The organism is Micromonospora sp. NBC_00617 (assembly GCF_045161355.1).
Taxonomy (GTDB): domain Bacteria; phylum Actinomycetota; class Actinomycetes; order Mycobacteriales; family Micromonosporaceae; genus Micromonospora.
The window spans coordinates 5,192,736-5,211,985 of the sequence record NZ_CP107751.1; the positions used below are offsets into that span (position 1 = coordinate 5,192,736).

19 protein-coding genes and 3 pseudogenes are annotated in these 19,250 nt (G+C 69.1%); 11 read left to right on the forward strand and 11 right to left on the reverse strand.

Translation table 11 applies throughout. The features are described from left to right. Window positions 1-109: 109 nt before the first annotated feature. The 3 genes and pseudogenes from OG505_RS23795 to OG505_RS23805 form a co-directional block, all read left to right on the forward strand. Window positions 110-1,144, forward strand: a pseudogene (locus OG505_RS23795) (IS110 family transposase); the annotation flags it as partial. A gap of 72 nt (window positions 1,145-1,216) precedes the next feature. Further along, window positions 1,217-1,630 carry a pilin gene (locus OG505_RS23800; protein WP_405427697.1) on the forward strand — a complete coding sequence of 138 codons (414 nt, stop codon included), beginning with the start codon at window positions 1,217-1,219 and terminating at the stop codon, window positions 1,628-1,630. Beyond that, window positions 1,602-2,517, forward strand: a pseudogene (locus OG505_RS23805) (conjugal transfer protein TrbL family protein). The gene OG505_RS23800 and the pseudogene OG505_RS23805 overlap by 29 nt, the downstream one beginning before the upstream one ends. A gap of 403 nt (window positions 2,518-2,920) precedes the next feature. On the opposite strand, the gene OG505_RS23810 reads toward OG505_RS23805, so the two are convergent. From OG505_RS23810 to OG505_RS23825, 4 genes are all read right to left on the reverse strand, one after another. After that, window positions 2,921-3,412, reverse strand: a complete 492-nt coding sequence (locus OG505_RS23810) for a hypothetical protein (RefSeq protein WP_405427699.1) — start codon at window positions 3,410-3,412, stop codon at window positions 2,921-2,923. Window positions 3,413-3,555: 143 nt separating this feature from the next. Continuing rightward, window positions 3,556-4,311 (reverse strand): hypothetical protein, encoded by a 756-nt coding sequence (locus tag OG505_RS23815; RefSeq protein WP_405427701.1) that lies wholly within the window; start codon window positions 4,309-4,311, stop codon window positions 3,556-3,558. Between the two features lie 152 nt (window positions 4,312-4,463). Continuing rightward, window positions 4,464-5,168, reverse strand: a complete 705-nt coding sequence (locus OG505_RS23820; protein WP_405427703.1) for a response regulator — start codon at window positions 5,166-5,168, stop codon at window positions 4,464-4,466. Next, window positions 5,165-6,313 carry a sensor histidine kinase gene (locus OG505_RS23825; RefSeq protein ID WP_405427705.1) on the reverse strand — a complete coding sequence of 383 codons (1,149 nt, stop codon included), beginning with the start codon at window positions 6,311-6,313 and terminating at the stop codon, window positions 5,165-5,167. Before OG505_RS23825 ends, OG505_RS23820 begins: the two co-directional genes overlap by 4 nt. 259 nt (window positions 6,314-6,572) lie before the next feature. On the opposite strand from OG505_RS23825, the gene OG505_RS23830 reads away from it, so the two are divergent. The 5 genes from OG505_RS23830 (at window position 6,573) to OG505_RS23850 (ending at window position 12,296) form a co-directional block, all read left to right on the forward strand. Further along, a complete protein-coding gene (locus OG505_RS23830; protein WP_405427707.1) occupies window positions 6,573-7,148 on the forward strand; it encodes a hypothetical protein in 576 nt (191 codons plus the stop codon). A gap of 458 nt (window positions 7,149-7,606) precedes the next feature. Further along, the gene (locus OG505_RS23835) at window positions 7,607-7,891 is read left to right on the forward strand and encodes a putative ATP-grasp target RiPP (RefSeq protein WP_405427708.1); all 285 of its coding nucleotides are present in this window, start codon (window positions 7,607-7,609) and stop codon (window positions 7,889-7,891) included. 183 nt (window positions 7,892-8,074) lie between these two features. After that, the gene (locus OG505_RS23840) at window positions 8,075-9,052 is read left to right on the forward strand and encodes an MvdC/MvdD family ATP grasp protein (RefSeq protein WP_405427710.1); all 978 of its coding nucleotides are present in this window, start codon (window positions 8,075-8,077) and stop codon (window positions 9,050-9,052) included. Next, window positions 9,049-10,113 carry a TIGR04500 family putative peptide maturation system protein gene (locus OG505_RS23845; protein ID WP_405427712.1) on the forward strand — a complete coding sequence of 355 codons (1,065 nt, stop codon included), beginning with the start codon at window positions 9,049-9,051 and terminating at the stop codon, window positions 10,111-10,113. The genes OG505_RS23840 and OG505_RS23845 overlap by 4 nt, the downstream gene beginning before the upstream one ends. Beyond that, complete coding sequence (locus tag OG505_RS23850; RefSeq protein ID WP_405427714.1) at window positions 10,110-12,296, forward strand: peptidase domain-containing ABC transporter; 2,187 nt, start codon at window positions 10,110-10,112, stop codon at window positions 12,294-12,296. Before OG505_RS23845 ends, OG505_RS23850 begins: the two co-directional genes overlap by 4 nt. Here OG505_RS23850 and OG505_RS23855 read toward each other — a convergent pair. The 3 genes from OG505_RS23855 to OG505_RS23865 form a co-directional block, all read right to left on the reverse strand. Beyond that, entirely contained in the window at window positions 12,278-12,832 is a 555-nt protein-coding gene (locus OG505_RS23855) for a histidine phosphatase family protein (RefSeq protein WP_405427716.1), read from the reverse strand. The genes OG505_RS23850 and OG505_RS23855 overlap by 19 nt on opposite strands. Window positions 12,833-12,909: 77 nt before the next feature. Next, entirely contained in the window at window positions 12,910-13,464 is a 555-nt protein-coding gene (locus OG505_RS23860) for a transposase (RefSeq protein ID WP_405427718.1), read from the reverse strand. A 114-nt stretch (window positions 13,465-13,578) separates the two neighbouring features. Next, a complete protein-coding gene (locus tag OG505_RS23865; RefSeq protein WP_405427720.1) occupies window positions 13,579-14,052 on the reverse strand; it encodes a transposase in 474 nt (157 codons plus the stop codon). 496 nt (window positions 14,053-14,548) lie between these two features. Between OG505_RS23865 and OG505_RS23870 the strand changes: the two genes are divergently transcribed. Then, a complete protein-coding gene (locus OG505_RS23870; RefSeq protein ID WP_405427722.1) occupies window positions 14,549-15,109 on the forward strand; it encodes a hypothetical protein in 561 nt (186 codons plus the stop codon). 323 nt (window positions 15,110-15,432) lie between these two features. On the opposite strand, the gene OG505_RS23875 is transcribed toward OG505_RS23870, so the two are convergent. Continuing rightward, entirely contained in the window at window positions 15,433-16,584 is a 1,152-nt protein-coding gene (locus tag OG505_RS23875) for a hypothetical protein (RefSeq protein ID WP_405427723.1), read from the reverse strand. 6 nt (window positions 16,585-16,590) lie between these two features. Next, the gene (locus OG505_RS23880) at window positions 16,591-16,902 is read right to left on the reverse strand and encodes a hypothetical protein (RefSeq protein WP_405427725.1); all 312 of its coding nucleotides are present in this window, start codon (window positions 16,900-16,902) and stop codon (window positions 16,591-16,593) included. A 61-nt stretch (window positions 16,903-16,963) separates the two neighbouring features. On the opposite strand from OG505_RS23880, the gene OG505_RS23885 reads away from it, so the two are divergent. Together OG505_RS23885 and OG505_RS23890 are read left to right on the forward strand one after the other, a co-directional pair. Beyond that, window positions 16,964-17,440: a TOTE conflict system archaeo-eukaryotic primase domain-containing protein gene (locus tag OG505_RS23885; RefSeq protein WP_405427727.1), complete on the forward strand. Its 477-nt coding sequence runs from the start codon at window positions 16,964-16,966 to the stop codon at window positions 17,438-17,440. Window positions 17,441-17,446: 6 nt separating this feature from the next. Continuing rightward, window positions 17,447-17,650: pseudogene (locus OG505_RS23890) on the forward strand (integrase core domain-containing protein); the annotation flags it as partial. A gap of 133 nt (window positions 17,651-17,783) precedes the next feature. Here OG505_RS23890 and OG505_RS23895 read toward each other — a convergent pair. Both OG505_RS23895 and OG505_RS23900 read right to left on the reverse strand, forming a co-directional pair. Further along, the gene (locus tag OG505_RS23895; RefSeq protein WP_405427729.1) at window positions 17,784-18,581 is read right to left on the reverse strand and encodes an SGNH/GDSL hydrolase family protein; all 798 of its coding nucleotides are present in this window, start codon (window positions 18,579-18,581) and stop codon (window positions 17,784-17,786) included. A gap of 2 nt (window positions 18,582-18,583) precedes the next feature. Then, window positions 18,584-19,216 (reverse strand): NAD(P)-dependent oxidoreductase, encoded by a 633-nt coding sequence (locus tag OG505_RS23900; RefSeq protein ID WP_405427730.1) that lies wholly within the window; start codon window positions 19,214-19,216, stop codon window positions 18,584-18,586. Window positions 19,217-19,250 lie beyond the last annotated feature (34 nt).

The following is a 19,250-nucleotide window of genomic DNA, read 5'->3' on the forward strand; positions in this document are numbered from 1 at the left end:
TCGGGTGGCGTCGGCGGACCGCTGATAGGGACACGGCCACCCGTGTTCGGGTAGGTCTCTTCGTAACGTGGCTGCCGGCAGTCCGACGCCTGACTGCGGCCGAGCCACGATGCGATGCGTGGAGGCGGGTCTGGTGCACGACGGATATGGCGTCTTCCTGGGCTTGGACGTCGGTAAGGGTGATCACCACGCGGTCGGGTTGACCCCGGACGGCAAGCGGCTGCACGACGCGCCGTTGCCGAATACCGAGGCCCGGCTGCGGCAGCTGTTCGACAAACTCGCCCACCACGGCCGAGTCCTGGTCGTGGTCGACCAGCCCGCCTCGATCGGCGCCTTGCCGGTCGCGGTGGCTCGGGCATGTGGGCATCAAGTGGCCTACCTGCCCGGCTTGGCGATGCGCCGAATCGCCGATCTGCACCCCGGCACGGCAAAGACCGACGCCCGCGACGCCTACGTCATCGCCGACGCGGCCCGCACCCTGCCGCACACGCTACGGCGGGTCGACACCGGCGACGAGACCCTGGCCGAGCTGGAAGTCCTCGTCGGTTTCGACGACGACCTCGCCGGCTAAGCCACCCGCGTGTCCAACCGCATCCGGGGACTACTCACCCAGATCCACCCCGCCCTGGAACGAGTCGTCGGCCCGAAAGTGCAGCACAAAGCTGTGCTTGAGCTGCTGTCACGCTGCGGCGGCCCGGTCGGCCTGCGCAAAGCCGGCCGCCGCAAACTCCTCTCGATCGCCGCCGTCCACGCACCCCGCATGGGCGAACGGCTCGTCGAGCAGATCATGACCGCCCTCGACCAGCAGACCGTCACCGTCCCCGGCACGACAGCGGCGGAAACAATCCTGCCCCGCCTCGCCGACAGCCTCCGCGACGTCCTGCGACAACGCGACCAGGTTGCCACCCAGGTCGAGAGGATGCTTGATGCGCACCCTCTTGCCGGGGTCCTGACCTCGATGCCCGGCATCGGCGTCAGGACCGCAGCCCGGATCCTGCTCGAAGTCGGCGACGGCACCGCCTTCGCCACCCCCGGGCACCTCGCCGCCTACGCCGGCCTCGCCCCAGTGACCCGACGATCCGGCAGCAGCATCCGCGGCGAACACCCACCCCGAGGCGGCAACAAAAACCTCAAACGCGCCATCGGACCGCTTCGAGCAATCGCCGCCCCCGGTCACGCCTGTTCGTGGCCGGGGCGCGGCGGGAGGTGAACCGCAATGTCCCGCACCCCACAGCACACTCTCCGAATCCCGCGAGTCGTTCGTCTCGCACTCCGTGTCGCCGTACCGCTGGCCGGCGTCGGCCTGTCACTCGCCCTCCCGGCCGCCGCGTACGCCGATCCCGGCGGCGCCGTCTACCTGGCGGCGAACTCCCTGCCGGTCGTGATCGCCAAACTGCAGTCCTGGGTCATGGGCATCCTGGCCGCGATCGCCACCCTCTTCCTCGTCCTGGCCGGCGTGTACTGGGCCACCGCTGGCGGTGACCCGTCGCAGGTCGAGAAAGCCAAACTCGCCCTGCGCAACGCGCTGGTCGGCTACGGCCTGGCCGTCCTCGCCCCGATCCTGCTGCAGGTCGTCCAGGGCATCGTGGGGGCTGATCGTCATGGGATGGGTCCTCGACCAGGTGCTTGATTGGCTCACCACGGCGATCCTGGCCTGCCTCAACGCGATCTTCGACCTCATCACCGGCATCCTGCTCACCACACCGAAGGTCACCGTGCTGCCGCAGGCTCAGGCGCTCACCGGCCGGTCGGTCTGGATCGTGGACACCGTCTTCGTGTTGGCGTTCGTCGCCGCCGGCGTGCTCGTCATGGTCGCCGGCGGCGACGAACAATCCCGGTACACAGTCAAGGACCTCCTACCGAGACTGGTCGTCGGGTTCACCGCCGCGCACTTCTCCCAGTTGGCCTGCGACCAGCTCATCGATCTCGCCAACGCCCTGACCGCGGCGATCAGCGAGGGCGGCTACGACGGCGACGGAGCGTTCACCGCGATCCGCACCCACCTCGCGGCGGCACAGGACCGCACCGTCCCGCTGTTGTTCCTCGTCCTGATCCTCATCATCACCGTCCTGGTCGTGACGACCGCGTTCCAGCTGATCGGCCGGTTCGTGGCGCTGCTGGTGATGACGAGCATCGCGCCGCTGGCAATGGCCTGCCACGCACTGCCGCAGACCGACGGCCTCGCCCGGCTGTGGTGGCGCGCCTACGCCGGATGCCTGGCGATACCCGTGGCGCAGGCGTTCTTCCTCACCGCGGGGCAGCAGACACTGCTCGACCCGGCGACCATGCTGCCCGTGTTCGGCCTGCCCGTCGACCCGGGCGGCACGCTGAACCTCCTGGTCGTGGTGGTGCTGCTGTGGGCCACCGTCAAGATCCCCGGGCTGATGGCCCGCTGGGCGGGCCAGACCGGACGCGGCACGACGAACATGCTCGGGCGCGAGGGTCCGCGTCGTCGTGGTGCAGCAGCTCACCCGCAACATCCCCGGCCTGAACACCCTTCGGAGGACCATCGGATGACCCGCCCTGATCCCGAAGCGCCGACCAGGGCACGGATGCCGACGGGTGCTTCATACTGCCTCTCCTGCGCTTGGCGTTTGGGTTGTGGGCTGGGTCGCCATGTTCGCGTGGACCGCTGTCCAACGAGCGAACGTGTCGGTGGTTCTCGCTGACCTTGCTCGCGAAGAAGTCGCCGTCCCGCGTTCCGGTCGGCGGCTTTTTCGCGTGAGGTGGGTCAGGCGTCTCGTCAGTTGAGGTGACCGCGGTTGCGGCGAGGACGATGGCCGTGTAGGCGCCGAGGACGGCGAACCCGGTCCAGGGAGCCAGAAGTGTGGCGTCGGGCGGGGTTTCTCCTGTCGATTCGGCGAACGTCGGGTCCACGGGCGGGGCGGCTTCCGGAGCTCGCGTCCGCCCGTGGCGCTGCTCAGCCGATGGGCGGCGATAGGTAGGTGACGGCCGTGCCGCAGTAGCTGGGCGGCAGGGTGATGATCGGGCTGCGGCAGACCTGGATCACGACGCGGCTGATGCTGGCGGTGTTGGTCGAGTTGCCGAGGGTGAACTCGAAGCTGACGGTGCCGTTGTTGGCCGTGCGGGTCTGCCGGGCGACCTCGACGCTGCCGGAGTAGGCGACGAAGGTGGCGCTGCTGTTGTAGTGGTCGTCGAAGCAGACGATGGTCGAGTCGGCCGGCAGCGGCCGGTCGGTGAGCTTGCCCTTGACGGCGACGCCGGTGACGGGCAGGGGTGAGGTGGTGGGGCCGAACTGCCAGCCGAGCGTGCCGTCGGTGGCGCCGTAGCGGCAGGCGTCGCCGGAGTCGGCGTGGAACGGCGTGGTGATGGTGGCCGCTTGGGCGGCACCAGGCGATGCCACGATGGCGAGGGCGGCCACCGCGGCCACCGCAAAGCGTGTTGCTCTCATCGGTTTCCCTTTCGTCGGGAGCGGGGAGGTGTCGCGTCCGGGTACACGACAGCGAGGGTCGCCAATATGTTAGGAGTCTTTCCCCTTGCAACCAAGGGCGTCGGTTCCCCGCTGCCCCAGCGGCGCGCTTGGTCGCCCTATCGCTATGCCCTCGGCGGGTTCGGCTTGAGCCGGAACGAGTCGGCCACCTTCTGCCGGTAGATCTGCTGCGTCTGGGCGTCCCACGGGATGCACCACCGTCCGGCCCGTACCAGGGCGGGCACCTGCTCGTGGCGCAGCCAGTTGTAGATCGCGTCCGCCGGGATGCCCAGCAGTTGCCCGGCCTGTTTGACGCTGATCTCCCCGTCCTGCACGGCCACGGTCCGCGGGGTGAAGATCTTGTAGACGCCGCGGACCCCGGCGACGTGCCGGGGTGTGAAGCGCAGGTTCTTGCCCGTCCGCAAGCCGGCGTCGTTGAGCATCTTCGCGAGATGCATGTTGCTGTGGGTCGCGCCGTGCTCGCGCACGATCGCGAGGGCTTCGGGCGGTGTGCGGCCGGGTCCGCGCCGTTCGACGGTGAGCTCGTCGCTGGCTCCGGTGTGCCAGCGCACCCCGATGCGCACCGCCTCGACGTCGTGCTCCGGTAGCAGGGTCACGTCGGCGATCAGCGTGCGCAGCAGCCGTTTGCGGTCGCGGGGGCTGGTCGTGTCGGCATCCCACAACCGGGGCAGATCTGCGGCCAGCGCGAGCAGCGCGTCGTGGTCGGGCGGCGGCGGCTTGACCGCCCTCGCGGTGACCAACGCCACCTGGATCTGTTGCGGGGTCATGGTTCGCAGGAACAGGTCCGCGACCGCGTCGTCGATGGTGTCAGCGGTGACCGTCCGGCACCGCGCCGTGGGTTCGGCGCACTTGTAGGTCACACCCGGATTAGGCGCGGCGGCATACGCCCTCAAGACCGTCCGAGCTGCGGCTGACCCCGCGAGGTTGACGACGGAGCACGGGAGTACCAGTGGCAGCGCGACCATCTCCCCGATGGGACGGAATCGTGCAGCGGCGCAGGACCGAGGAGCGGTCAGTCCTTTCGCCCGGGAACCACGACGCCGGACTCGTACCCGAGCACGACGGCCTGCGTCCGGTCTCGGAGTCCGAGCTTGGCGAGCACCCTGCTCACATGCGTCTTCACGGTCGCCGGGCTGATGAACAGATGGGTCCCGATCTCGTCGTTGGTGCGGCCACGGGCCAAGTGCCAGAAGATCTCCCGCTCGCGTTCCGTGAGCGAGCTGATCGCTGCCAGCGACTCGGCCGAGGGGGCGGTGAAGCGCTCGACAAGGCGTCGCACGAGCTCCGGCGCGAGGACGGAGTCCCCCCTCCCGGCGACCCTGATCGCGTGGATGAGGTCGGGAGGGTCGATGTCCTTGAGTAGGAAGCCACTTGCCCCTGCCCGCATCGCAGAGAACACCATCTCGTCTTCGTCGAACGTCGTGAGCACGAGCACGCGGGTCGCGGACCCGCTCTCGACGATGCGTCGGGTCCCCTCGATGCCATCGACCTCGGGCATGCGGATGTCCATGAGGATGACGTCGGGGTGCTCGCGGTCGACGACAGTGACCGCCTGAAGTCCGTTGCCTGCCTCGCCCACGACCTCGATGCCCGGCTCGGAGTCGAGGATCAGCCGCAGCCCGGTGACGATGAGGGACTGGTCGTCGGCAATCACCACCCGCACGGGCCTGCCGCTCCCGGAGCCCGATCCTGCATGCCCGCCAGTTCCGTGGCTCATGCGGCCACCTTGATGGGCACCGCGGCTTCGAGGCGGAAGCGACCCGGCGGCCGCGTCGTCCGCAACCACCCACCACATGAACGTGCCCGCTCTTCCATCCCGATGAGGCCGAATCCTCGATTATGCGACCCCTGCTCGCGGCGGTCACTCGCCCGAGCGTCGCCGACCCGGTTGTCGATGACGATGTGCACGTGGCCGGCCTTCGACTCGAGCCGCACCCGCACGTCTCCCGATCCGTGACGGACGGCGTTCGTCAGGGACTCCTGGACGATGCGGTACGCGGCCAGATCCTCGGCGGGGCCGAGAGCTGGCAGTCGGTCGTCTCCGTCCAAACGCACGTCCAGTCCTGCCGAGGTGAGCTCGTCGACGAGGCCGGCGACGTCCACCAGGCGTGGTGTCGGTCCCGTGCCGAGGGTGCCGGGTTCCTCGCGGAACAGCGTGACGAGAGTGCGCAACTCGTCCATGGCCTCCTTGCCCGTCGACCGCGCGGCCCGGAGGGCCAGACGTGCCCGAGTCGGGTCGCGGGTGAACGCGTGGTCCGCGGCGCCCAGCTGCATCACCATGACGGCGAGCGAGTGACCGAGCACGTCGTGCAGATCCCGAGCGATCTCGGTGCGGTTCGAGGCGATTGCCTCGCGGGTGTGCCGCTCGCGTTCGCTGATGAGCCGAAGGTTCTCCGCAACGACCTGGTCGCGACGTTCGAGACTGGCGCGGACGGTATACCCTGCGGCCCATGGCGCCCCCACGATAACGGTCGTGAGCAGCATGCTCGGCACGTCCGTCGGATCGTTGATGAGGACGCTCACCCACGTGAAGGCGAGCGCCAGGGCAAGGCCGGCGAGCTGCTCCCATCGATGCCCGTGCCTCGCGACGGAGTAGACGGTGAGGACCAGGGCCAGGATCGCGGCATAGCCCTCGCTCGTGACGTCGTGCCCCAGGCCGTCGCTCACGAGCAGGACGCCCCAACTGAGTGCCACGGCAGGCAGCGGATGGCTCCGGCGCGCCGCGACTGGAAGGGCCACGCACGCAACTCCCACCAGCGCGGCCCATCCGCCCCGCTGCAGGCCAACCTGGAGGGCGCCGAGCGCAAGGAGGCCGAGTGCCAGTGCCACGTCCTGGCCGACGGCGTGCCGGTCCGCTCTCATGATCGCAAGGCTAGGACAGCAGGGTCGGGAACACGTCACCTTCACGGTGGATTGGCCTACGTCGCGAGAGGTATGCGGCCCGCTCCCGTCGGTGCGTCCCTGACGCCGTGAGGGCGACGCGCCAGCCGTGGGCAGGCCCCTACGGTCGGTAGGTCCGTTCCACCGCTCTCACGGAAGGGTTTCGATGTTCAACTCCACGTCTCGCCCGGCGATCTGTCTCACTACCGGTGCCGCCCTCGGGCTCGCCGGCGTCGTCCTCATGCCCCGGCTGGTCGGCTCCCAGGTCGAGAACCTCGGGGTGATCGAGGCGCACTCCGGGCAGTTCCTCGCAGCGTCGGCGCTGACGTATGTCTCGGCGATCCTGCTCGCGGTCGGCTTCGCGCTGCTGGGAGGCGACATGGCCCGTGGTGGCCATCGTCGGGCAAGCGTGCTGCTGTTCCTCGGCTCAGTCGGGTGGTTGCTCCACACGGCGGTGATCGCGGTCAACGCCGTGATGTCCGAGCTCGCCTCGTCCACTGCGCGTGCCGAGATGGCCGAGGTCGCAGACCAGATCTTCGCGGGTCCGGTGTTCCTGGGGCTGCTCATCCCGATGATGCTGGCCACCGTCATCGGGATGATAGGCACCGGCATCGTCCTCTGGCGAACTGGTCGTGCCCACGTCTGGGTCGGCGTGGCCATCGCGATCGCCCTGTTCCTCGACTTCGTCACGCCCGAACAGTTCAGTGGCATCCCGATGTTCGCCCTGCTCACGGTGGCGTTCGGTGCCCTCACCGCGCGGAAGCCTCTTGGTCGTCCCGCACCGTCGCACGCGATCCCGGCCGACGCAGGTCGATGAGTGAAGGCGACGTCACTCGACGCGCCGGATGTTCGTCCACCAGGTCCGGCCGCGACGGTCCGGCGCCACCGAAAGAGCAGCAGGAGTTCGAGAAGGCCCGCGACGCCGCCAACAAGGCGCTGGGGAGCGTGACACGGCGCGAGTTCCATAGCAGCGCATCGCACGCCGGCACGGCCGCCTCGCGGCCCCCATCCACCCCTGGGTGGAAGTCCTGGTCGTTGATCTCCACCCGCCGATCAAATTGCGGGCTGACGACTGCAGCGGACTGCGCTCATAGCGTCTCAACCGTCGACACCGTATCGCGGACAGCTCCATGAGTGACCAGACCACTCGCACCCGTTAGGTATCCAGCAAAGAATGCCCGACCGTTCGGGACTGAGAGCCCTTGGTCTTGGGACATCGGGACGTGCAGGGTCGACCTGCGCCAATAAGGAATCGATCGGAAGCCGGCGCGATCTATGACGGAGCGCCCGGACGACGGCAATTCCGATGCCGGCCTTGCCGACAGGTGCAATTTGTGCGGCCCGGCGCCGCCGGGCCGTTTTAGGAGCGGCGATGAGCCGCTGAACACTGAGGAGGAACAATTGGGCAAGTCCATCCGCATCGACGACATCCCGGCTGACGGGGTCGAGCTCACCGAGGACGACCTCGCCAACCTGATCGGAGGCAAGCCACCGTTCGACAGGTCGTCAAAGTGCCTCAACTTCGACGACGCCTACTGCGACGCGGACGAAGACTTCTGATTCGTCATTGAGTCGAGTCCAGCCAGCCGGCGCTCCGCGTTTCGAGCGTGGTCGCCGGCTGGCTGGCCCGATTACCGGCCCAGCTACGCCGAATCTGCCGTTGACGCTGGCGAGAACTTCCAGCCCTTTTTCATGATGCCCGGGCGAGCCCGCATCGAACCCGTCCCGCACCACAGGAGAACCATGATTCTGATCCTGACTCAGGCCGACGACGTGCACGCGGACGCGGTCGAGGCGGAACTGGGCCGCCGTAACGCCCGATGGCTACGATTCGACCCCGCGTTGGTGCCCACCAGGGCGAGAATGGCCCTCCGGATCCTCGACGGCCGGGTGCGGCGGACGTTGCACCACGACGGCGGGCAGGTGAACCTCGACGAGGTGAGAGCGGTGTGGTTCCGCCGGCCCGGCCGGCCGGTGCCGCCCGCACACCTGGGCGGACACCTGGCTGACTTCGTAGCCGACGAAAGCGCCACTTTCGTGGGCGACGCATGGGAGACAATCGATGCGCTGGCTGTGCCGGCGCCACGTCCGGTCGTCCAACGGGCCCAGTACAAGCTACGTCAGCTGCAGCTCGCCGGTCAGCTCGGCTTCGAACTGCCGGAGACCGTTGCGGGTAACGACCCCGATGCGGTCCTCGACCTGTTCAACGCCCACGGTGGGCACCTCATCAGCAAACAGGTCGGGCTGACCAGACTGGGCGATGGCCTGGTGCGCTACACCGAACCGGTACGCCGCCGGGATCTGGTGCACATCGACGGCATCCGGGAGTGCCCGTTGATCATCCAGTCCTACGTGCCCAAACAGCTGGAGCTCCGCGTCACCGTCGTGGGTGAGCGGGTCTACGCCGCCGCCATCGATTCGCAGCATGCCAACCACACCCGCCACGACTGGCGTCGCTACGACGACAAGAACACCCGGATACGGCCCTGGGCTCTGCCCGAGGACGTCGCCGACCGGTGTGTCCGGCTGACCCGACAACTGGGTCTGTGCTACGGCGCCATCGATCTCGTCCTCACCCCCGACGACCGATACGTGTTCCTCGAGATCAACCCCAGCGGCCAGTACCTCTGGGTCGAGGACGCCACCGGTCTGCCCATCACGGCCGCGATCGTCGACCTGCTGCTGTCGACGGCGGCCATTCCGACAGGAGAAAAGTCGTGACCAGCACCATCGACAGGACGCCGGTGAAGCAGACGGCATCACCGGATCCGGCGCTGCTCGCCGACGCCGTCGAGACGGTGATTCAGCTGTCGCAGGCCACGGTCGATGACAACGGCGCCAGCGACCAGGCCGCCTCGGCGATGGCCCGGTTGCGCTCCCGGTGGTCCGACGCCCGACTCGACCTGCTCCACGACCGCGAAGTGGACGGCACGGTCAGCTACGACCTGCTGATCCGCGGCCCCGCCGGTACCGTCTCCGTCGCGTTCAGCCCCGCGCCCGCCGCACCGTGGCCGCTACGCGGCGCCGTGCACTACACCGAGAACAAACTGCTCCGGGTCGGGACCACCGAACTCGGCGTCGGCGAAGCCCTGGGCGCGTTGGACCACCTGTGGGACAACGCCGGGGTGCTGACCCGGCTGATCGACACCTGCATCATCAAAGCCGAACTCGAGCGTGAACCGATCCACCTCGACGACACCCAGATCCAACAGGCCACCGATGCGTTCCGGCGGGCCAAGGGCCTGCTCACCGCTGAGCAGACCATCCGATGGCTCGACGCCGTCGGGCTCGACCAGGACGGCTTCGTCGGACTGGTCACACACGCGGCTACGGCCGCTGCCCTCCGGCGGCGGGTCACCGCCGGCCGGGTCGAGTCGTGGCTCGTCGAACACCGCGAGGATCTGGCCACCCTCACCGTCGCCTGGGTCGCCGCGACGGACCCGGACGGATCGGCGCCGATGCCGGCGGACCGGACCGCCGCGCTGACCGCCGTCGCGGAGGCGATTCAGCACGGACAACCCGCGGGGGTGCTGCACATGCCGGCCGGCGAGGCTCCCCAGGAGCTGCGTTCAGTCACCGTCGGCCAGCCCGTCACGACGGCCGTGCATGGAACGCCCGCCCGCGCCGTCGTACTCGAACGCCTGCCCGCCGAACTCGACGACGATGCCCGCCGGCACGCCGAGCGGGTGATGTTCGACCAGTGGCTCGCCGATGCCCGCGCCCGTGCCGACATCGAATGGTTCTGGCTCGACACGGAACGTACCGCCGCGGTAGCACCATGATGAGCCGTCGGGTACCGGTGATCCTGCAAACCGCGGCCTCCGACTGCGGCGTCGCAGCCCTCGCCATGATCCTCGCGGCGCACCAGCGACCGGTATCCGTCGCGCACCTACGGGCCGCCCTCGACGCCGGCCGCGACGGCCTCACCATGCGTGACCTGCGAGCGGCGGCCATCGACCACGGCCTGCGCTGCCGGGCGATCGCGCTGCCCGCACTGCGTAGCCGGCCGGAACGCATTCGCGGGCTCGCGCTGCCGCTGATCGCCCACTGGCGTGGGGATCACTACATCGTGGTGGTGCGAGTCCGCCACCGCCACGTCGAGGTGGTCGACCCGGCCGTCGGCAGGCGTCACCTCACCCTCGACGAGTTCGCCTCCGGAGTCACCGGTGCCGTCCTGCTGTTCGCACCCGACGGCCCAGCACCGGCGCCCTCGGCCCCGCCAGCCAGCGCCGTCCGCCTACTCGCCGTGCCGCAACTACGCCGCCAGTGGCGACTGCTCACCCTCCTCGGCGCCGTCTCAGCGCTCATGGCAGCCTTCGGCCTGGCCGTGCCGCTGGCCACCAAAACGATCGTCGACAGCCTCACCCAACACGAGGCACCACAGAGTGTCTGGTTCGTCGCCGTCGCCGCACTCGCACTGGCCATGAGCGCGCTGTCGTTGTCCCGCGGCCTGTGCGTGGCCCTGCTCCAGCGACGCATCGGTGAACGGCTGGGCCGGGACGCCGTCGAGCATCTGCTCCGCGCCAGCTACCGCTTCCTGGAACGACGCTTCGCCGGGGACCTCGTGGACCGGGTCCAGTCAGCGTTCGGGATCCCGCAACTGCTGGCCTCCCAGTTCATAGCCAGCGGAATCGACGCTCTACTGGCAGTCGGCTACCTGATCGTTGTGGCGGTCCTCGCCCCGGCTGTCGCCGCGATAACAGCGGTCAGCATGGTCGTACAACTCGTGGTCGCGGCGTGGCTGTCTTTTCGGGTCGCCGGACTGCAACGGGAGGAGCTGCTCGCCAGCGGGGAGCAGGCCAGCAAGCTCAGCGACGCGCTACGCGGCATCGCGACCATCCGGGCGGTCGGCGCGGAAAACCGCGTCCTGCAGCGCTGGTCGCGGGCCTTCGACCGTGGCCTGGACGCCCAGCAGCGCAAGAGCCGGATGGACGCCCTGTCCGGAGCGGTGCTTTCCGCCTGGCAGATTGCCAGCCCGGTACTCATCCTGCTGGTCGCCGCACGCACCACCACCTCACCCGGCACCGCCGTCGGACTGGCCGTGCTCGCCGGCGCCGCAACCGCTCCGGCGGCGATGCTGGCCACGCGGCTGCCGGCGTTCGCGGTACTCGCGCCCACTCTCGAACGGCTGGCGGACATCGCCCAGGCCCCGGCGGAGCAGCCCCGTCAACGGCCCTCGGCCCCACGGCTGACCGGCCAGATCAGCCTGGAGGCGGTCAGCTTCCGCTACGACCGGCGCTCGCCGCAGGCACTGGCGGACATCACGGTGACCATCGAGTCGGGCATGAAACTCGCGGTGGTCGGCGGCTCCGGCAGCGGCAAGAGCACCCTGGTATCCCTACTGACCGGTCTGCACACGGCCACCGAAGGGACGATCCGCTACGACGGGCACGACGTGGCCGACCTTGACCTGCCGACACTGCGCCGCCAGCTGGGAGTCGTGCTGCAGGACCCCTATGTGGGAGCGGGCACCATCGCGGAGGCACTCACCCTCGCCCGTCCGGACGCCACCGCTGAGCAGATCGACCGCGCGCTCACCCTGGCCGCCATCCGCGATGAGCTGTACGCCCTACCGATGGGTCTCCAGACACAGCTCGGCGACAGCGGCGCCGGCCTCTCCGGTGGACAGCGTCAGCGGCTCGCCCTGGCCAGGGCACTACTGGACGAGCCAGCCGTGCTGATCCTCGACGAGGCAACCAGCGCCCTCGACGTCGTGACCGAGGCAACCGTCGAGCGAAACCTACGATCCCTACCGATGACCCGCGTGGTCATCGCCCACCGGCTCTCCACGGTCATTGACGCGGATCTGGTACTTGTGCTCGAAGGCGGCCGTCTGGTCGAATGCGGCCCTCCGGCGCAACTCATCGCCGCCAATGACCGGTTCGCCACCATGGTCTCCGCCTCCGGGGTACCCGCGCCGGCAATGCTCCCGCCCAGACGGGCTTCCTACTGGTCCGCAGCATGACCGTCAAGCCGGCGCCCGGCGAGCAGCGGCCCGCAGGGCAACGGCGTCCTCGTCGCGCTCGTCGTCGGGCACGCCGTCGAGCCAGGCGTACCACCGTCCCGGATATCGGCCACGTTCGGCGGCGGAAGGCACCGGCGTTCGGTCTGCAACGAATCGCAGTCGTGTCGTGGCACCTGTGGGAGGTGGCGGGGGACGAGGTCGGCGGTCTGAGCCGCCCGGGCCAGTGGGCTGTGGTGGATCGCCGAGAACGGCACTGTACGGAGGCGCCGGCCGAGCTGGTCTGCCTGCTCGCGGCCGAGCTGCGAGAGACCTCCGTCCGGGCGTGGTCGGAGGCCGGATCCTGTTCGCCGTGACGGACGACGTAAGGGCCGCACAAGAAGCGATAAGCCGGCACGCGCAGCCCCAGCGCTTCTGCTGATCTTCAGCAAGCGACCACAGCAACGCCCCGCTGCGACCGGCATACGCAGGCAGAAAACGAAAAGCCGCAGGTCATCAGCCTGCGGACACAAGCGGAGCGTCGGGTTAGGAGTCTCCATGTGACTCCGGTTGATCTTGGTGGGCAGGATGAAGTGGCCGGCGGGACCGTTGTCGCGTCGGCGGGGAGCGTGCTGGTTCAGGCTGCGGCGCGGATGGTTGATGCCGGTCGGGTCAGGGTTTTCCGGTCGTGGATCAGCGCCCAGAGGACGTCGACGCGTCGTCGCGCGAGGGCGAGTATGGCTTGCCGGTGGTTCTTACCTTCGGCGCGTTTCTTTTCGTAGTAGGCACGCGACGTGGGGCATTCGCGGGCGGCGGTGAATGCGGCCATCCACAGAATGTGCCGCAGTCTCCGGTGGTAGCGGCGGGGCTGCCGATGGTTGCCGGAGACGGTTCCGGAGTCACGGGAGACAGGTGCCAGGCCGGCGTGGGCGGCGAGTTTCGCGGGGCTGTCGTACTCGGTCATGCCGGCGGTGTGCACCAGCAGCTCGGCGGTGAGCAGGGCGCCCATGCCGGGCAGACTCGCGATGATCGGCGCCAGGGGGTGCTGGTCGAGCTGCTCGGCGATGAGGTCGTCGACGGCGGCGATGCGTTGTTCGAGGGCGAGGATCTCGGTGGCCATCTGCCCGACCACCACGGCGGCGGCGCGTTGGCCGGGCAGGTTGACGGTCTGCTGGCGGGCGGCGGCGACCATTGCCTCGGCGACCTGGATGGCGTTCTTGACGTGGCCGCGGCGGAGCAGGGGCGGTGATCCGGTCGACGCCGGCGTGCCGGATCGCGGCCGGTGTCTGCCAGCAGGCGAGGACCATCATCGGGGCTTTGCGGTTGAGGTCGACGCGCGTTCGAGGGCGGGGCTGATGCCGGTTAGTAGTTCCTGCAGCCGGAACAGGGTGGCGACGCGCTGGCCGACGAGGTCGGCGCGGTAGCTGGTCAGGACGGTGAGTTCGGCGAGGAGCCGGTCGGAGGGTTCCAGGATGGGGATGTCGGGGCGCATGCGGATGGTCTGGGCGATGACCACGGCGTCGCGGGCGTCGGTCTTGTTCTCTCCGGCGAACGCGGCGGCCATGTGGAACGCGACGGTGCCGGAGACGTAGCGGACCTGGACCTGGCGGCGCCAGAGCAGGGTCAGTAGCAGGGCGGACAGGCCGGTGGTGACGTCGACCGCCCAGCAGACCGGACGGCCGTGCGTCGACACCTCGGCCATGACGGTGAGCAGGGCGGTCTCGTCGTTGGCTACCCGGCGGGAGTAGACCAGCCGACCGTCACCATCGACGGCGGCCACACGGGTTCGGGTTTGCCGGCACCTTCTAGCGATGCGAACACGGGTCGCGGATCTCCATCAGCGGTCTACCGAATCTCGCAGACGACGAAGCGGCGGGTGGCATCTCCTACCGTCAGCCAAACGATCTCGGCGAAACACACGCAGCCATACCCACCGCCTCCGGGCATCAGGGACTACGGCCACCGGGGCCCCGCCCGTTCGACCAACCCCACCCGCGGGGCGGGAGCGGGCGGCACCTCGAAGCTCAGCCACAGCCACGGCGGAACACACACAGCCGTACCAACTCCCGAGCCCGCGAGCACGGCAACACCGAGCCTGCCGCCGTCACCGGACGGCATCCCGGACAGGATGTGCGAGACCTGCGAGCATCAGCGCTCCATCGAGCGCGGGGCAGGCGTACGGCATGGCTGCCCATGGCCGCCGGTCCACCGGCCGCCGTTCCCGCGACCAGGCTGATTCCCACGCCAGCCGTCGTTGCAGCGGCTTGAATAGCGGTGTGCAGATCAGCAAGGACGGGCGGGACTGGCGCATCGGGACCGCCGCCGACGTGGGTTGGATCGCTGGTCACACGACTGCCGGCGTCTCGATCACCACCGCCATCCCGCCGGTCTTCGACGCCTACGCCACCACGTACCAGACCGACGAAGTCACCGCCGCTGCCTATGAGCACGCCCTGGTCGAGGACCTCGGCGCGCACACCCCCGACCAGCCGTGGTGGTTGGCATACCTCGACACCGGTGCCCACGACGTCGTCTTCCCGCACGCTCCGAGGGTGTTCCTCTACTGGAACTGGCCGTACGTGCTGGTCGAGGCCGGCCCCGAGCAAGCCCTCACCTGGCGCACCGGTGGGCACATCCGCCACCCGCACGGCGCGCTACCCGACCTGTTCTTCCCGGCCGACCGGTCATGGCTGGTCTCTGCCCTCTGGGACGACACCTGGACCTGCCTCGGCGGCCCGGAACAACTGATCCACACCCTCGAACGTGACCCCCTGGCCAACGCCCGACGGGTCCGACTCGACGAAGACGCGCTGCCACCGGGGCTGACCCGCGAGTGAGGCCCAGCGCCCAACCCGGTTGCGCCACCCTCTCTGCCTTATCGCACCAGCCATCTGCCGGAGCCGCACGTGTCGCCGCGAGGGGCCGACACGCCGGCAGTCGCCTATAAAACGGCCAGCAGATCTTTTCCCTGCTGGATGTCCTGCCCGCCTCGTTCGAGGATCTACCCGAGACGCTGGATGCGGCCACGAAGGCCAAGATCGCCCACCGGCTGGAGCATGAGGGCCTGCTGACGCAGGCACAGTGGGCCGACCTCAACCCCTGATCCGGGTACTGCTTGGCGGTGATATACGGCGGCTGATATCGGGCGGCGAACCGTGCGTCAGGTTTCGAGGCCTGCGAGGTCGAGGCGTTCGAGCAGGCTGGGCTTGCGGGCGTGCGCCGCCCGTAGCTCGGCCAGCCGGTGTCGGAACGATGCGCTGTCTCCGTCGCGTTCGTCGAGGTCGCGCAGGTCGACGAGGAGTTGAACGGCGGTGTCGTACTCCCGGGGTTTCTTCGTGGCGATGAGTTCGTCGACCCGCTGCCATGCGGCGGGTTGGTCGACTGCGAGGGTGTCGAGGTGCCGTTGCCGGGCGGCTGCGGCGGAGCGTTCCCGGCGGACCCGGTCGCGTTCACGCTGCTCGGTGTCCCGTCGTTCCCGCACGGCGCGCAGGTCCGCGGCGGTGGCGAGTAGTTCCCCGGCGGTACGGACGGCCGCCGGGGCGGACGCGTCGGCGGGATGCGCGTCGCGGTAGCGGCGCAGCAGTCGGTTTCGTAGGTGGCTGTCGCTGCCGGTGATCAGGTCGGTCAGGATGGCGTCCTTGTCCCGAGCGGGCAGCCCGACGACCCAGGTGCGTAGTTGCACGGCGGTCGGTTCACCGGAGGCGGCCGGCGACGACCCGGCCGCCGCAGCCGCAATCAGATCAGAGTCGACGCGCAGGAACTCGGCGACGGCGGTGAGGGGCGCGTCGAGGGTGCCGATGCCGGCGGGGACGGGCGGTTCGGGCTCGTCGTCGGCGATCTCCTCGGACTGTACGCAGCGGAGCCAGGCCAGGTAGAGCAGGCGCAGGTCGCCGGCGGCGAGGCCGGCCCGCACCGGGATGATGGAGGCGAGCAGACCGTGGCCGTCGAGGTCCCACTCGTCGGTGCCGTCCTCGTCCTCGTCATGCAGGTCGATGATGACGTGCTTGCCGGCGGTCCAGGCGGACGCGCTGTCACTCTGGCAGTACTGGGCGACGGTTGCGGGGTCGAGCACGTGTTTCGGTAGCCGCAGCATGAGTTGGCGGGTGCCCCAGTTCGCCAGGTGCAGGTGCGCGTCAAAGTATCGTTCCATCAGCTTGCGCGGGTCGCCCTTGAAGTTGCCCCACTCGTAGGTGTTCACGAAGCTGGTGGCGGTGATGTCGGCCCGGGTGGACAACGACCGCAGTTCGGCCCGCTCCCGGCCGGTGAGGGGTCGGTCGACGGCGGTGAACTCGTAGTACTGGTACTCGCTCACCGTGACCTACCTCCCGGCCCAGTGCCGGTAGGCGTCGATCCACGCGGCGCCGTCCGGCGGCGGGGTGGGGATCGGCAGGTCGAGTAGGTCGATCCTCTGCCGGTGGTGGCCTCGGGTGCAGATCGCGACGATGGTGTCCGCGGTCAGCTCGACCTTCCGCACGGTGACCTCGACGCCGAGGACGGTGGTGGTGAATGGCACCGCCAGATGCTCCTCGATCATGGTGAACAGGCCGGCGCGTTCGTCCTCATAACCGTCCGTGTCGACGGTGGCTTCCTCGACCATCGCCTCCAGCGTGGCGTTACCGTTCGATGCCATCAGCGGAGGATAGCGGACCGGCGCCGGGGTGTTCGGAGCCCGATGCGCGAGGATTGTCGGCATGGATTCGGTGGCCGAGTTCGTCGATCCTCGGCGGGAGGTGGAGCGGTTACGGGCGGAGAACGCCCGGCTCGGACGCCTGCTGGAGTTGCGCGGTCAGGACACGTCCGCGGCGCCGGAGCAGTTATCCGCTCCGGTTGAGCCGCCGGGGCTGGTCACCATGGCTTCGCCGACTCGGGACAAGCTGGCGTTGTTCGCCGACCGGTTCCGGGCCCGGGCCGACGTGTACGCCGTGCGGTGGGACAACGCCCGTACCGGCGCTGCCGGGTGGATGCCCGCGGTAGCCGGCGGTTGGCGTAAGGCTATGGACCGGCGGGGTGCCACCCACCTGCCACGGACGACGGAGGTCGTCCCGGCGCATCTGGTCGGCGACGTGTTCATGGGCCTGTACCCGCTGATGCCCGGCAACACCTCTGCCACTTCGTCGTGGCCGACTTCGACGGGCCGACGGCGATGCTCGACGCCCTCGCGTACGTGAAGGCGGCACGGCTTGTACAAGACCGAACTGATCAAACCGCGACGGCCTTGGCGCAGCCTCGCCCAGGTCGAGCTGGCCACCGCCGAATGGGTCGACTGGTACAACCACAACCGCCTGCACTCCGCGATCGGACACCGCCCGCCCGCCGGACACGAATCGATGTTCTACGCTCACCACCAGCCCGACCAGCCTGAACTGGTCACAGTCTGAGGACTCCACCAGACCCGGGGCGGTTCAGAACAACGGTCTGACCAGATCTCGGTCGCGAGTGGGCAGCGGGCGCCTTCATGACCGGTGGAGCTGTCCGAGATTACGAACGGATCGCGCATCGATCCTCTTCGGCCTAGTTGGCCAGCCATTGAGCAGCGATTTCGGTGATGATTGCGCCGCCCCGGTCGTTGAGGTGGATGTGGTCGACGTGCAGTTCTCGTCCGCCGTTGCGGGCGACCTCGTCCCAGCTTTGGCCGAGTAGGTAGTGCTGGGTCGCTGCGCCGAAGGCCAGCAGGAAGCTGAAGTCGTATGGTGCGGGGTCGCCGCCGCGCTGCCGGAGGAGGTCGGCTAGCTGCTCGTGTACGGGCAGGTAGTCGACCTGGGTGCGGGTTGCGGTCTCTTCGATCACGGTGTTGTAGGCGGTGAGTTTCTGGTTGAGGTCGGCGTCCAGGTCCTCGCCGAGCGGCGGCAGGGACATCAGCGCGATCCGGGCGGTGGTGCGGGACTTGACACGGTCGACGATCGCGCCGAGGTTGTCCCGGTACTGATCCAGCGGTACGCCATCGCGTACGTCGTTGCCGCCGATCAGGATCGTGACCGCGGTGGGGCGGCATGCGACGATGTCGGTATCGACCCGCTGGCGCAGGTCGGCGCTGGTGTTGCCGTTGATGCCGGCGTTGACGAACTCGTACTCGCGGTATTCGGGCCGTTCGCGAAGTGCGCCCACCCAGTCCGCGCCGAGAGTGCCCTGGGTCGAGCTGGAGCCGGCCGCGACGCCGGTGGGACGCGCGTCTGGCTTGCGGCCGTCGGCACAGGCTTCGGCTGGTGGGTTGGCGGGCGGCCGGACGAAGGTGAGGTATCCGACGGTGCCTGCGGCGCCGAGTACACCGACGAGCAGCAGGCACGCGGCGATGATGATTCGTTTCTTCATGGTCAGTACCCCAGGGAGATGGTGTGGTCGGCGGTGGTCGGGTTGTCCAGTGCGGCGAGGATGGCGTGGGCGAGATCGACACGGGCGATGGTGATGCCGCCGCGGACGTTGCGGTCGATGGCGGTGCGATAGGGGCGGTGCTTGCCGTCGGTGAGGCGCGGCGGTCGCATGATCGTCCAGTCCAGGTTGCTGTCGCGGATGGCCTGCTCGGTGCGGGCGAAGTCGGCGAATGCCTTCCGGAGGTAGCGCCGCAGCATTGGCTTGACCACGGTGCGGGTGAACGGGCCGTCGCCGGCGTCGACGACGTGTCCGCTGGCGGTGACGACGATCAGGCGCCGGGTGCTCTCGGCGCGCATCGCGGTGATGATCGCGGCGGCGCTGTCGGCGCACACCGAGGCGTCCGTTCTGGCGCGCGGGCCCAGCGCTGACACCACCGCGTCCTGGCCAGACACGGCTGGCCGGATCGCGTCGGGGTTCATGGCATCGGCGGTCACCGGTTCGAGTCGCGGGTGGTCGACCTGCGGCAGGCGGGCCGGGTCGCGCACGACAGCGGTGACGTGATGGCCGGCGGCGAGCGCCTGGAGCACGACGTGTTGTCCGGTGCCGCCGGTGGCGCCAAAGACGGTGAGGCGCATGCATGCCCTCCAAGGGGTTAGTGATCACTAACCC